This is a genomic window from Paraburkholderia sp. RL17-347-BIC-D (genome assembly GCF_046027915.1).
In the GTDB taxonomy this organism is placed as follows: domain Bacteria; phylum Pseudomonadota; class Gammaproteobacteria; order Burkholderiales; family Burkholderiaceae; genus Paraburkholderia.
In genome coordinates this window covers 143,624-156,397 of sequence record NZ_JARESS010000019.1, presented here as the reverse complement: position 1 = coordinate 156,397, position 12,774 = coordinate 143,624, and the positions used below count along the sequence as shown (strand labels likewise).

Genomic DNA, 12,774 nt, shown 5'->3' with positions numbered 1-12,774 from the left:
GGAGCGGGTGCAATGAATGCCCGCGCCCGCCAATACCTTACTTCAACACGTGAGCGACCGCGTTAGCCACCACGTCGAGGTTGCGCGTATTCAGCGCAGCCACGCAGATGCGACCGGTGCTCACGGCGTAGATGCCGAACTCTTCGCGCAGACGGTCCACTTGCGGGGCCGTCAGACCCGAGTACGAGAACATGCCGCGCTGCGCGTTCACGAAGCTGAAGTCGCGATCCACGCCGCTCGCCTTCAGACGCTCGACCAGACCGTTGCGCATGGCGCGGATACGGTCACGCATTTCGGCCAGTTCGGTTTCCCACGTGGCGCGCAGTTCCGGCGACGCGAGCACTGCCGCGACCACCGAGCCGCCATGCGTCGGCGGGTTCGAGTAGTTCGTGCGGATCACGCGCTTGAGTTGCGACAGCACGCGAGCGGCTTCTTCCTTGCTTGCCGTGATGATCGACAGCGCGCCGACGCGCTCGCCGTACAGCGAGAACGACTTCGAGAACGACGACGACACGAACACGTTCAGTTCCGATGCAGCGAAGAGACGCACTGCCGCGGCGTCCGCTTCGATGTTGTCGCCGAAGCCTTGATACGCGATGTCGAGGAACGGTACCAGATTGCGCGCCTTGACCACTTCGACAACCTGCTTCCATTGCTCGACGCTCAGGTCCACGCCGGTCGGGTTGTGGCAGCACGCGTGCAGCACGACGACAGTGCCGGCGGCGTAGCTGTTCAGCGCGCTCAACATGGCGTCGAAATTCACGCCGTGCGTGTGCGCATCGTAGTACGGGTACGACACGACTTCGAAGCCTGCGCTTTCGAACAGCGCGCGGTGGTTTTCCCAACTCGGATCGCTGATCGCGACCTTGGTGTTCGGGTTCAGGCGCTTCAGGAAGTCCGCGCCGATCTTCAGCGCGCCCGTGCCGCCCAATGCTTGCGCCGTTACGACGCGGCCCGCTGCGAGCAGCGGCGAGTCGTTGCCGAGCAGCAGTTTCTGCACGGCGGCGTCGTAAGCGGCAATGCCTTCGATCGGCAGATACCCGCGCGGCAGCGCGGCTTCGACGCGAGCCTTTTCGGCGTCGCGCACGGCGCGCAGCAGCGGAATCTTGCCTTCTTCGTTGAAGTACACGCCGACGCCAAGGTTGACCTTGGTGGTGCGCGCATCGGCGTTGAAGGCTTCGTTCAGGCCCAGAATCGGGTCGCGGGGAGCAAGTTCGACGGCGGAGAACAGAGACATGATGGGTGGGCAGCAGTAGTGAGAAGAGGGCGGCTTCGATCGCGGACGGCCGGGCCAGCGGCGTCCGACGCAAAACGCGGACAGGCGGCGGACAACGGCGAGCGAGCGCAACTCCGCATTGTAACGAATTCGCGACCGTTTTTCGGACGCCAACGCCGCTCGTAGAGATTTTTTTGCTTGAAAAACAGGCACTCCGACGCCACCTGGCAATAGCGGCGCTGCCTGGCAGGCCGCGCGGAGAAGCCCAGCGAGCGGCACGCAACCAAGCGTGGCCATGGCTTGTAGTGAGCGTCGGCTGCCATGACCAGAAGCCGCGAGAAGCCGCGCGGCTGCTCCAAAGGGCCGTACCATCGCGTCGGACCCTACCCACGCGAGCGGCCCCAAACCCTACGCAGACCCGCTCGGTCTTCGATTCCCGCAACCCGTTAGAATAGTTCTTTGCCCAAGGCCCGGTGCCGCCCCCCATGTCCGAACAACATCTGACTGAAGCCGAAGAAACGCTCGACGAATCCAAATTCGTCAGGTTCGAAGGCTCGCCGTTTCAGCTCTACCAGCCGTATCCGCCCGCCGGCGATCAGCCCACGGCGATCGACACGCTCGTCGAAGGCGTCGAGGACGGCCTCGCGTTCCAGACGCTGCTCGGCGTGACCGGTTCCGGCAAGACCTTCACGATGGCCAACACGATCGCGCGGCTCGGCCGCCCGGCCATCGTGTTCGCGCCGAACAAGACGCTCGCCGCGCAGCTCTATTCGGAATTCCGCGAGTTCTTCCCGCGCAACGCGGTCGAGTACTTCGTCTCGTACTACGACTACTACCAGCCGGAAGCGTACGTGCCGCAGCGCGATCTGTTCATCGAGAAGGACTCGTCGATCAATGAACATATCGAACAGATGCGGCTGTCGGCCACCAAGAGCCTGATGGAGCGGCGCGACGTGGTGATCGTGGCGACCGTGTCGGCCATTTACGGTATCGGCAATCCATCCGAATACCACCAGATGATTCTGACGCTGCGCACCGGCGACAAGCTCGGTCAGCGCGACATCATCGCGCGGCTGATTGCCATGCAATACAACCGCAACGAAGCCGACTTCCAGCGCGGCTCGTTCCGCGTGCGTGGTGACACGATCGATATTTTCCCGGCGGAGCACGCCGAGATGGCGGTGCGCGTCGAACTGTTCGACGACGAAGTCGAAACGCTGCAACTGTTCGATCCGCTCACCGGCCGCGTGCGTCAGAAGATTCCGCGTTTCACGGTGTATCCGTCGTCGCATTATGTGACGCCGCGCGATACCGTGGTGCGCGCGGTCGAAACGATCAAGAACGAACTGCGCGAGAGGCTCGAATTCTTCTATAGCGGCGGAAAGCTGGTTGAAGCGCAGCGGCTCGAACAGCGCACGCGCTTCGATCTGGAAATGTTGCAGGAGCTGGGCTTCTGCAAAGGCATCGAAAACTATTCGCGGCACTTCTCCGGCGCCGCGCCCGGCGAGCCGCCGCCTACGCTGGTCGACTACCTGCCGTCGGACGCGATCATGATGCTCGACGAATCACACGTGCTGATCGGCCAGTTGAACGGCATGTACAACGGCGACCGTGCGCGTAAGGAGAATCTGGTCGATTACGGCTTCCGTCTGCCGTCGGCGCTCGACAACCGGCCGCTCAAGTTCAACGAGTTCGAACGCAAAATGCGCCAGGTGGTGTTCGTGTCGGCCACGCCGGCCGACTACGAGCAGAAGACGGCAGGGCAGGTGGCGGAGCAACTGGTGCGTCCGACTGGCCTCGTCGATCCGGAAATCGAGGTGCGGCCGGCGCGCAGCCAGGTCGACGACGTGCTCGGCGAGATCAACGAGCGCGTCAAGGTGGGCGACCGCGTGCTGGTCACGGTGCTGACCAAGCGCATGGCCGAGCAGTTGACGGAGTTTCTGGCTGATCACGGCGTCAAGGTGCGCTATCTACACAGCGACATCGACACGGTGGAGCGCGTCGAAATCATCCGCGATCTGCGTCTCGGCACCTTCGACGTTCTGGTGGGGATCAACCTGTTGCGCGAAGGGCTGGATATTCCGGAAGTGTCGCTGGTCGCGATTCTCGATGCGGACAAGGAAGGTTTTCTGCGCGCTGAGCGCTCGCTGATCCAGACCATCGGACGGGCGGCGCGGAATGTGAACGGCAAAGCGATTCTCTACGCGGACAAGGTCACCGACTCGATGCGTCGCGCGATCGACGAAACCGAGCGGCGGCGTAACAAGCAGATCGCCTTCAACCTCGAGAACGGCATTACGCCGCGCGGGGTGGTCAAGCGCATTCGCGACATTATCGACGGCGTGTACAACGTCGACGATGCTCGCGCCGAACTGAAGGAACAGCAGGCGCGCGCGAAATTCGAGGACATGTCCGAGAAGCAGCTTGCCAAGGAACTCAAGCGCCTCGAAAAGCAGATGATGGAGCACGCCAAGAACCTCGAGTTCGAGAAGGCCGCGCAGACCCGCGACCAACTCGCGTTGCTGCGCCAGCGCGTGTTCGGCGCGAACGTCGGCGACCACGTGTCGGGCGTCGACTAGTCGTCCTTCCGCCTCGGGGCGCGGCAACGTGCCGCGCCCTGTCGATCAATGCCGGGCACTCGCCCGGCCTCGCATCATTCCATTCCAGCACTTTCTTAAGACCGCCTTAAGACCCTGCTGCCACAAGGCTTTGCGTGCGTTCTGATTTGTTCTCCCTTGCGATCGATGATAAACTCGACCAATATTGAGAATGGTTCGCATTAACGTTCGTACTGCCGCCTGGCTGGCGATCGATCGCGGTGCTCAACGCCCGCGACCGCTGCATCGAGGTATGCGCGACGCACTGTTCCAATGGGTTCGATTCCAGTCTGATAAAAACAAGGAGTTTCAATGCGGATTTCTTCATTTGTGCGCGGTGGCGCAGCAGCGCTGGCCGCAGTGGCGGCTTTCTCGGCAGCGGCGGCGGAATATCCGATCGGCAAGCAGCAGATTCATGGCGGCATGGAAATCAACGCGGTCTATCTGCAGCCGATCACGATGGAACCCGAAGGCATGATGCGCAAAGCCTCGGATTCGGACATCCACCTCGAAGCGGACATTCACGCGGTCAAGAACAACCCGACCGGTTTCGCCGAAGGCGACTGGATGCCGTATCTGCAAGTGCACTATGAACTGACGAAAGCCGGTTCGACCCAGACGCAGAAGGGCGACCTGATGGCGATGGTCGCCAACGACGGTCCGCACTATGGCGACAACGTCAAGCTGCAAGGCCCGGGCAAATATCACCTGAAGATGATCGTCGAGGCGCCGATGCAAACGGGCCATATGGCTTTCGGCCGCCACGTCGACAAGGAAACCGGCGTGGGTCCGTGGTTCAAGCCGATCACGCTCGAATACGACTTCACCTTCGCCGGAATCGGCAAGAAGGGCGGCTACTGATCGCCGCGCGTGAGTGAATGACCGAATGAGCTGAGCGAGCCAATGCAGCAGGCGGCGCGTTGGCGGTTGAATGCCAACGCGCCGCGTTTTCCGGAAGGGCTAATGAGAATCAACCGAAAGATCGCGATCTTCGCCGCCACGGCTTTGCTGGCGGGCGCGGCCCATGCAGCCGACCTGCCGACCTTCAAGCTGGAAATGAACGACGGCAAGCTGAACCCGGCCCGCATCGAAGTGCCGGCGGGGCAGCGTATCAAGATCGAAGTGCGCAACACCGGCAAAGGCGCGGCCGAATTCGAAAGCGTGCAATTGCGCAAAGAAAAGGTGTTGGCGCCGGGCGCGGATTCGTTCGTCGTGATCGCGCCGCTCGAGCCGGGCGAATACAAGTTTTTCGACGATTTCCACCAGCAGGCGCAGGGCGTCATCGTCGCGAAGTAGTGGCTTGGGACGCGAGCGCCGGCCGTCATCAGGTCCGCGTTCGCTGGAAGCAGAAGCAGGTAGAGGGAGAGCTTGATGGGTCAGATTCTATTCATCGTATGGCGGGAAAGTGTCGAGGCGTTGCTGGTCGTCGGCATCCTGTACGCGTGGCTGAAAAATGGCGACGACGACGCGCGCCGCGGTTTGCCGTACCTGTGGGGCGGCGTGGCGGCTGGCGTGATAGCGGCGGTGGCGCTCGGCGCCGCGCTGGTCGGCTTCACCGAAGTGCTCTCCGGTAACGCGCAGGATTATTTCCAGACCGCGATGGTGCTGGTCGCCTGCGTGCTGATCGTGCAAATGGTGCTGTGGATGAAGCGGCACGGCCGCACGCTCAAGCGCGACATGGAACAGTCGCTGCAAAAGAGCCAGCGCGATTCGAACTGGTGGGGCGTCGCATTGCTGGTGGCGTTGGCCATTGCGCGTGAAGGCAGCGAGACGGTGATCTTTCTGTACGGGCTCGGCTTCGGCCAGTCGGGTCACGTGGACGCCAGCCAGACGCTCGCGGTCGTGATCGGCCTGGCGCTCGCATTCCTGACCTTCTACGTGCTGCAACTGGGCGGCAAGATCTTCTCGTGGCGGCTCTTTTTCCGCATCACGGAAATCATGCTGCTGTTTCTCGGCGCGGGTCTGTTCCAGACCGGTGTCGACAAGCTGATCGACAAGGAAATCCTGCCGACGATCGTCGACCAGATGTGGAATTCATCGGCGATCCTCGATGATTCGAGCACCTTCGGTTCGCTGGTCGCCACGCTCACCGGCTATCGCGCTCACCCGGCGCTGATGAATCTGATCGCCTATGTGGCGTATTGGGCGGTCGTCTATCTGCTGGTGCGCCGCGCGAATCGCAAGCCGGCGCCGCAAGCCGCCGGGCGCACGGCATGAGCACGGTCATGACCCGTCCGGGGCGCCTCGCGGCGGCCGGGCAGTGGATGCAACGTCACGGTGCCGCGATTCGCGGCATTCAGTGGGTCGTGGTGGCGGTGTACGCGTTTCTGATTCTGGTGCCGGCCGTGATGCCGCTGCCGGACGACACGGCGCACCTGTGGAACAACCTGACGCTCGCCGCGCAGTTCGTGTTCTGGGGTATCTGGTGGCCGTTCGTCTTGCTCTCGATGGTCATGCTCGGCCGCGTCTGGTGTGGCGTGCTGTGCCCCGAAGGCGCGCTCGCCGAATTCGCCAGCAAATACGGGCGAGGCTGGGCGATTCCACGCTGGATGCGCTGGGGCGGCTGGCCGTTCGTCGCGTTCGGCATCACCACCATCTACGGACAGATGGTGAGCGTCTACCAGTATCCGAAGGCCGTGCTGCTGGTGTTGGGCGGCTCGACTTTCGCGGCGATGATCATCGGCTTGCTATACGGACGTGAGAAGCGTGTCTGGTGCAAGTATCTGTGCCCCGTCAACGGGGTTTTTTCGCTTCTGGCGCGCCTCGCGCCGTTCCACTACAAAGTCGATGAAGATGCATGGCGCCGCTCCTACAAGAACGGCGAGCATGGGCATCGCGTGATTCCAATCAATTGCGCGCCGCTCGTGCCGTTGCGCAATATGAAGGGCGCGTCGGACTGCCATATGTGCGGACGATGCAGCGGCCACCGCGACGCGATTGCGTTGACGTGGCGCGCGCCGTCGTCGGAAGTGGTCCAGTTGGGCGACAAGCAGGCCAATGCGTGGGATACCGCGTTGATCCTCTATGGCCTGCTCGGCATCGCGATCGGCGCGTTCCACTGGACCGCGTCGCGCTGGTTCATCGATCTGAAGATGTTCTTCGCGAATTGGCTGGTCGATCACGACATCACCTGGCCGCTCGACACCAACGCGCCGTGGTTCCTGTTCACGCATTACCCTGAACAGAACGACGTGTTCTCGTGGCTCGACGGCACGATGGTGATCGGCTACATCCTCGCCACGGCACTGGTGTACGGCACCGCGCTGCTAGTGCTGCTGATGGGCGCGACGCGCATGCTGGGGCGCTTCAATACCGTGCGTCTGCATCATTTGACGCAAGGGCTGATTCCGATTGCCGGCGCGGGCGTGTTCCTCGGCCTGTCCGCTACCACGCTGTCGCTGTTGCGCGCGGAGCATGTGTCGTTGTGGTGGGCGTCGGATATGCGCATCGCGATTCTGGCAATTGCCAATCTGTGGAGCGCATGGCTCGCCTGGCTCGTCACGCGCCGCTATAGCGAGCGTTTCGTTCAACGCGGCCTCGCGATGGTGTGGTTTGCCGCGGCACTGGCCGTGGTCGATAGCGCGTGGTGGTTGATGTTCTGGGGCTGGGCTTCGAAGTAGCGCATTCAACGCTTACGGTCGCAGTAGTTAGCGCCGGCACAAAACAAAAAGCCGTGGAGATGACAACATCCCACGGCTTTTCCATTTTCCGCATGATCGGCACACGGCGTTGCGTGCTGCCGTATCGAGTGAGAACCAAAAAAAGCGGCCTGGCTTGCTGCGACGGCTGGCTTGGTGTCTGCACGAAGGGGTCTAGTTCTCACGTGCAAGCCGTCGTGGCTGGCTACTGCCCAACACCTCTCTGGGAGGTGGTCCCCACAATACCCGGTACTGACTGCTATTCGTTCCTACTTCGTCAGGATCAGCTTGCCTAAGCGCGTTGCCCGCAACTGATAGGTCTCGCCGTTATGCACGATGCTGACGTGGCTATGTCCTTGCAACAGAGCGTCGCTCCGTACGACTCGCTCCGACGTCTCACCCGAACCGTTAGTCCGATCCGCGCCAGGTTTCTGGCCGGTTGCCGATGCCGTTGCCGTCGACGTTTTCGGGCGGCTGGTCAGCGCGGCCGCCGGGCGGCGCAGGCTGAGTGTGGAAGGGCGCGTGGGATCGGTCATTCGTTTTAGCTGTTGGTCGATTCGATGGATTAATTCTAAATGATAACTATTCCCATTTACAAGGAAGAGAAATTGATCGGATTTGATTTTCGATAGTCTGTGGGGAGGAGAGGCGGAACGGCGGAGGAGTTTGCAGCAAGACCGCCAGCTCGTTCGGCGGTCTTGCGCTCAATGGCGAGCAGCGTGCCCGCGCGACATTCAATGCAGCGTGCCGGGCTCCTGTTTCGTTTGCACATACTGGCGAATCAGCCGAACGGTATCGATATCGTTCTCCCGATATGCCGACTTCACGATCTCCTGCGTCTGATGCGCGTCGGGATCGGTCGATTCGGGCAGCGTGGTCGCGTACTCGAAGCGCAGGAACAGTTGCAGTTCGTCCGGTTGCTCGATCGTCATGGTGAGCGAGCCGCCGACGTGATCGGCCGTCGGCAGAATGTCGTAGCGCACGCTCTGGCTCTCCTCCAGCGTGACGCGGTCGCGCACCGTGGCCTGGCCATAGTGCAACTCCCGTTCGAGGACGTTGCCTTCGCGCGAAAGAATCGTGCAACTATCGAGCCCCATCACGAACAGTTGCGGCTGTTCGGCACGCAGCACGAGACCCTCCCACAACTGCTCGCGGGTCATCGATTCGACAAACGGATTCAACGGGTCGTTGATCTGGATAAGGTGTTCGAAATTCAAAACGACGGCTTCCTATGAAAGCGTTTAAGCGACGGCGAGCCCCGAACGGATCGTGATCGAATGCGTGAGGATCTTGTGAACCGGGCACTGATTGGCGATTTGCAAGAGCCGTTCCCGCTGTTCGTCGGACAGATCGCCTTCGAGCACGATCCTGCGATCGATGGTCGTGCCCGCGTCGCCGGTTTCGAGCGAGAGCGTCACGCGCACGTCGGCGAGCGGCCAGTCCTTGCGCTGGGCGTACATCTTCAGCGTGATCGACGTGCAAGCACCGAGGCTCGACAGCAGCAGCGAGACGGGTGTCGGCCCGCGATCACCGCCGCCGAGCGACTCGGGTTCGTCGGCAAGCCATGTGTGCGTGCCGTCGTCGAAAAGAACCTGGAAATTCGTCGAACCGATGTGTGCGGTGACGGTGGACTCTGCCATGCGCGCTCCTGAACAGGGACGGAAATCGCCGCGCGCCACGGCCCGTTATCAGTGAACGGCGTGGCGCGCGGCCTGAATTGCTATTGTGAACGAATTTACCGGCCTTCGCGCCTCGGGTTGCGCCGCGGACGGGCCGTGCCGCGCCCGTCGACGACTCAATGCGTGATCGCGCCCATGCGCCCCGCCTGGTAATCAACGACAGCCTGGCGAATCTCGTCTTCCGTATTCATCACGAACGGGCCGTAGCGCACCACAGGCTCCTTCAGCGGCACGCCGCCGAGCAGCAGCACATCGAGTGGCTCCGCACCGGCCGTGAGCGTCACGGAGTCGCCATCGTTCTGAAACACGACCATTTTCTGCGCGTCGATTTCCTGACGCGCTTCGCCTTCACCGTAGAAGCCCTTGCCGGACAGGCTATAGGCAAACACGCGATAGTCGGCCGGCACCGGCTGCCGGATCGTCGCGCCCGGTTGCAGCGAGAAATGCTGGTACAGGATCGGCGTACGCGTTTCGATTGCCGCTTTGACGCCGAGCGCCTCGCCGGCGATCACCTTGACGCGCACTTTGCCGTCCGCGGAGGTCGCCACGGGAATGCTCGACGACGGGATTTCCTGGTAGCGCGGCTCGATCATCTTGTCGCGCCGCGGCAGATTCACCCAGAGTTGCAGGCCGTGCACGCGTCCGCCGGTGCGGATGAACGACGGATCCGGCATCTCGCTGTGCACGACGCCCGCGCCCGCGGTCATCCATTGGACATCGCCGGCGTGCAGGGTGCCGGAATGGCCGGCCGAATCTTTGTGGCCGAACTGTCCCTCGAGCACATACGTGACCGTTTCGAAGCCGCGATGCGGATGGTCGGGCGCGCCTTTGGCCTCGCCCGGCGCGTAGTCGATCGGGCCCATTTCATCGAGCAGCAGGAACGGATCGAAGTCCATCAGCAGGCGGGTCGGAAACGGGCGGTGGACGATAAAGCCGCCACCCTCGGTCGTGCGAACGGCCGGGAACGTGCGTTCGATCGTGCGGGTCGTGCTCATCAAAGTCACCTCAAATAATGGGGAATAGCGTTATTTTTGAAACATGGAGCTATTATAGGGACCGTTTTCCGGGGTGCCAGCCGCCCTCACGCAATGGATTGTTCTATTACTGGAACGATGAGATGAAGATCGATTCACATAATCTGAATGACCTGATGTATTTTTCGCAGGTTGTCGAACACGGCGGGTTTTCGGCCGCCGAACGCGTGCTGGGGATTTCCAAATCTCGCCTGTCACGCCGTCTGACCGAGCTGGAAGCGTCGCTCGGCGTGCGGCTGTTGCAGCGATCCACGCGCAAGCTGGCGCTGACCGAAGCCGGGCAATTGTTCTACCAGCATTGCCAGGCGATGCTGAGCGAGGCGCAGGCGGCCGTGAACGTTGTCCAGCAACTGCGCTCGTCGCCGCGCGGCACGGTGCGCGTCAGCGTCCCGGTCACGATCTCGCAGACCATCCTGTCGCAGATCCTGCCCGAATTCATGCATCGCTATCCGGAAGTGCGGGTGGTGATGCGCGTGACGAACCGCGTGGTCGATCTGTTCGAGGATTCGATCGACGTCGCGCTGCGAGTGCGCTCGGATCCGCCGGAAAACGCCAATATCGTGGTGCGGCCGCTGTGGCGCACGCAGCAGATGCTGGTCGGCGCGCCGAGCATGTTGCAACAGAATGCGCCGCCATTGCTGCCAGCCGATCTGAACGGTTTCGAAACGCTCGACGTGCCGACCGGCGACGGACGCCACGTCTACAACCTGATCGCGCCCGACGGCACGCGTCATGCACACGAACACGAGCCGCGCCTCGTGACCGCCGATCTGATGACGATTCGTGAAGCGGTGCTCGCCGGCGTCGGCATTGCCGCGCTGCCGGAGATGATGTATGGCGCGGCGCTGCGAGCCGGCCAATTGTCGCCGGTTATGCCGGGCTGGACGTTTCCGACGCCGCAGTTGTACGCCGTATTCGTGTCGCGGCAGGGGATGGTGCCGGCCGTGCGCGCCTTTGTCGATTATCTGGTTGAGATGCTCGATCCTGACGACGGTAAACACATCGCGGGCGAGTGTCCCGCGCGCGAGGTAAATGTCGTTGCCGCGCAGCCGATGTTTGCAATTGCGCCATAGCACTTCTTACAGACCGCAACATCGCTTTTAGCATTTAAGCGTGGCCTGTCATGAGTACTTTCAATGGCCGTTTGCTTGAATGCGCGCGCGGACGGGCCTATAGTGAAATCCCTTCGCTAAGGAGTCTCTTATGCGGAAACTCATGGCCGCTATCATAGCGGGCCTGATAGGGCTGACCGCGCTGTCCGTGTCGATCACGGCTGTCGCATGCGGTGATTCGACGAGCTATCAATCTTCGAACGATGGCAAATGATCCCGCCGCCCGAAGGCGCCGAGTGCGCACAAAAAAAGGCCTTCATCTGACGATGAAGGCCTTTTACTTTTTGGCCCTTGTTTCAAGGGCTTTTTACTGTGTCACCTGGCTTTCGGTTGCGTAACGAAGCCGATCTTCGTAAGGCCGCCGGCTTGTGCCGCCGACATCACTTCCGCCACTTTCTCGTATGGAACCTTGCGGTCCGCATCCAGATGCAGCTCAGGTTGCGGGTTCGCTTGCGCGGCCTCTGCAATCTTCGCGCGCAGTGCGGCGTCGTCGAGCTTCTTGTCGTCCCACATGACGTTGCCGTCCGCGTCGACCGTGACCGTCACTTGCGCGGGCTTGGTGTCTTCCTTCTGACTGCTTGCGTGCGGCAGATCGATTTTGACCGCATGACGAATCACCGGAATCGTCACCATGAAGACGATCAGGAGAACCAACATCACGTCGACGAGCGGCGTCATGTTGATTTCGTTCATCAGGCCGTCGTCATCGTCGCCGGCGAAGGGGCTCATTGCCATCGGAGTGCCTCGTCGATCAGTTCGTGCGCGCGGCAAGACGCAGGCCGTCGCCGCGCTTGGACGACGACAGGCGTGCGCCCGTCACGAAGAATGCATGCAGGCCGTGCGCAAAACGGCTCAGTTTGGCGACCACCGCCTTGTTGGCGCGCGTCAGTGCGTTGTAGCCGAGCACCGCCGGAATCGCGACGAAGAGGCCGAACGCGGTCATGATCAACGCTTCGCCGACCGGACCGGCCACCTGATCGATCGACGACTGGCCGCTCGCGCCGATGGCTAGCAGCGCGTGATAGATGCCCCACACCGTGCCGAACAGACCGACGAACGGCGCCGTGCTGCCGATCGACGCGAGAATCGCGAGCCCGCTCTGCATGCGCGCGACGCTTTCGTCCATCGTGTCCTTCAGGCAGCGCGTGACCCAGTCCGACACGTCCATGCGGTCGTGCAGATGCGGCTGCGTCTGATGATGATGATCGGCCGCTTCCTGGCCCGACAGCGCCAGCGCGAGGAACGGATTGTCCTGCGGCGTCGACGACCCGGCGCCGAGCTTCTTCACGCCGTCGGCGAGGTCGTCCGAATGCCAGAATGCCTGCTCGGCATTCTTCGTGAGGCGGTTCAGGCGCATCACGTTCCAGCCCTTGATGACGATCACGCTCCACGACATCACCGACATGATCAACAGCGCGAGCGCGATTCCGCGCGTCACGAAATCCCCTTGCGCCCAGACGTGCGCCAGTCCGTAGTTTTGCATTGCAATTCCTTTTTT

Annotated in this window: 13 protein-coding genes; 6 read left to right on the top strand and 7 right to left on the bottom strand. The window is 62.0% G+C overall.

What is annotated here, in order from left to right; genetic code table 11:
* Positions 1–37: 37 nt before the first annotated feature.
* On the bottom strand, positions 38–1,237 hold the full coding sequence (locus tag P0D96_RS24820; RefSeq protein ID WP_408315904.1) for an amino acid aminotransferase: 1,200 nt from the start codon (positions 1,235–1,237) through the stop codon (positions 38–40).
* 464 nt (positions 1,238–1,701) lie between these two features.
* Here P0D96_RS24820 and uvrB point away from each other — a divergent pair, with 464 nt between their 5' ends.
* The 5 genes from uvrB (at position 1,702) to P0D96_RS24795 (ending at position 7,433) form a co-directional block, all read left to right on the top strand.
* Positions 1,702–3,795 (top strand): excinuclease ABC subunit UvrB, encoded by a 2,094-nt coding sequence (uvrB, locus tag P0D96_RS24815; RefSeq protein ID WP_408182086.1) that lies wholly within the window; start codon positions 1,702–1,704, stop codon positions 3,793–3,795.
* Between the two features lie 330 nt (positions 3,796–4,125).
* Positions 4,126–4,674, top strand: a complete 549-nt coding sequence (locus P0D96_RS24810; protein WP_408256007.1) for an iron transporter — start codon at positions 4,126–4,128, stop codon at positions 4,672–4,674.
* 102 nt (positions 4,675–4,776) lie between these two features.
* Entirely contained in the window at positions 4,777–5,109 is a 333-nt protein-coding gene (locus P0D96_RS24805; protein ID WP_132375208.1) for a cupredoxin domain-containing protein, read from the top strand.
* Between the two features lie 75 nt (positions 5,110–5,184).
* Entirely contained in the window at positions 5,185–6,030 is an 846-nt protein-coding gene (locus P0D96_RS24800; protein ID WP_408315901.1) for an FTR1 family iron permease, read from the top strand.
* On the top strand, positions 6,027–7,433 hold the full coding sequence (locus P0D96_RS24795; protein ID WP_132375206.1) for a 4Fe-4S binding protein: 1,407 nt from the start codon (positions 6,027–6,029) through the stop codon (positions 7,431–7,433). The genes P0D96_RS24800 and P0D96_RS24795 overlap by 4 nt, the downstream gene beginning before the upstream one ends.
* 287 nt (positions 7,434–7,720) lie before the next feature.
* Here P0D96_RS24795 and P0D96_RS24790 read toward each other — a convergent pair whose 3' ends face one another.
* The 4 genes from P0D96_RS24790 to P0D96_RS24775 all read right to left on the bottom strand — a co-directional run bounded on the left by P0D96_RS24790 (position 7,721) and on the right by P0D96_RS24775 (position 10,125).
* Positions 7,721–7,987 carry a hemin uptake protein HemP gene (locus tag P0D96_RS24790; protein ID WP_408182082.1) on the bottom strand — a complete coding sequence of 89 codons (267 nt, stop codon included), beginning with the start codon at positions 7,985–7,987 and terminating at the stop codon, positions 7,721–7,723.
* 198 nt (positions 7,988–8,185) lie between these two features.
* Complete coding sequence (locus P0D96_RS24785) at positions 8,186–8,668, bottom strand: SRPBCC family protein (protein ID WP_408182081.1); 483 nt, start codon at positions 8,666–8,668, stop codon at positions 8,186–8,188.
* Between the two features lie 24 nt (positions 8,669–8,692).
* Complete coding sequence (locus P0D96_RS24780; RefSeq protein ID WP_408182080.1) at positions 8,693–9,091, bottom strand: OsmC family protein; 399 nt, start codon at positions 9,089–9,091, stop codon at positions 8,693–8,695.
* 155 nt (positions 9,092–9,246) lie between these two features.
* Positions 9,247–10,125 (bottom strand): pirin family protein, encoded by an 879-nt coding sequence (locus P0D96_RS24775; RefSeq protein ID WP_408315898.1) that lies wholly within the window; start codon positions 10,123–10,125, stop codon positions 9,247–9,249.
* A gap of 122 nt (positions 10,126–10,247) precedes the next feature.
* Between P0D96_RS24775 and P0D96_RS24770 the strand changes: the two genes are divergently transcribed.
* Positions 10,248–11,237: a LysR family transcriptional regulator gene (locus tag P0D96_RS24770; protein WP_408315895.1), complete on the top strand. Its 990-nt coding sequence runs from the start codon at positions 10,248–10,250 to the stop codon at positions 11,235–11,237.
* Positions 11,238–11,591: 354 nt separating this feature from the next.
* Here the strand turns inward: P0D96_RS24770 and P0D96_RS24765 are convergent, their stop codons facing one another.
* Both P0D96_RS24765 and P0D96_RS24760 read right to left on the bottom strand, forming a co-directional pair.
* On the bottom strand, positions 11,592–12,011 hold the full coding sequence (locus tag P0D96_RS24765) for an ExbD/TolR family protein (RefSeq protein WP_132375200.1): 420 nt from the start codon (positions 12,009–12,011) through the stop codon (positions 11,592–11,594).
* A 16-nt stretch (positions 12,012–12,027) separates the two neighbouring features.
* Positions 12,028–12,759: a MotA/TolQ/ExbB proton channel family protein gene (locus tag P0D96_RS24760; protein ID WP_106285023.1), complete on the bottom strand. Its 732-nt coding sequence runs from the start codon at positions 12,757–12,759 to the stop codon at positions 12,028–12,030.
* Positions 12,760–12,774: the final 15 nt, after the last annotated feature.

What these genes read in the sequence shown, in the direction of transcription:
- P0D96_RS24820 (WP_408315904.1), bottom strand. Translation starts at nt 1,237, where the DNA reads ATGTCTCTGTTCTCCGCCGTCGAACTTGCTCCCCGCGACCCGATTCTG.
- uvrB (WP_408182086.1), top strand. Translation starts at nt 1,702, where the DNA reads ATGTCCGAACAACATCTGACTGAAGCCGAAGAAACGCTCGACGAATCC.
- P0D96_RS24810 (WP_408256007.1), top strand. Translation starts at nt 4,126, where the DNA reads ATGCGGATTTCTTCATTTGTGCGCGGTGGCGCAGCAGCGCTGGCCGCA.
- P0D96_RS24805 (WP_132375208.1), top strand. Translation starts at nt 4,777, where the DNA reads ATGAGAATCAACCGAAAGATCGCGATCTTCGCCGCCACGGCTTTGCTG.
- P0D96_RS24800 (WP_408315901.1), top strand. Translation starts at nt 5,185, where the DNA reads ATGGGTCAGATTCTATTCATCGTATGGCGGGAAAGTGTCGAGGCGTTG.
- P0D96_RS24795 (WP_132375206.1), top strand. Translation starts at nt 6,027, where the DNA reads ATGAGCACGGTCATGACCCGTCCGGGGCGCCTCGCGGCGGCCGGGCAG.
- P0D96_RS24790 (WP_408182082.1), bottom strand. Translation starts at nt 7,987, where the DNA reads ATGACCGATCCCACGCGCCCTTCCACACTCAGCCTGCGCCGCCCGGCG.
- P0D96_RS24780 (WP_408182080.1), bottom strand. Translation starts at nt 9,091, where the DNA reads ATGGCAGAGTCCACCGTCACCGCACACATCGGTTCGACGAATTTCCAG.
- P0D96_RS24775 (WP_408315898.1), bottom strand. Translation starts at nt 10,125, where the DNA reads ATGAGCACGACCCGCACGATCGAACGCACGTTCCCGGCCGTTCGCACG.
- P0D96_RS24770 (WP_408315895.1), top strand. Translation starts at nt 10,248, where the DNA reads ATGAAGATCGATTCACATAATCTGAATGACCTGATGTATTTTTCGCAG.
- P0D96_RS24765 (WP_132375200.1), bottom strand. Translation starts at nt 12,011, where the DNA reads ATGGCAATGAGCCCCTTCGCCGGCGACGATGACGACGGCCTGATGAAC.
- P0D96_RS24760 (WP_106285023.1), bottom strand. Translation starts at nt 12,759, where the DNA reads ATGCAAAACTACGGACTGGCGCACGTCTGGGCGCAAGGGGATTTCGTG.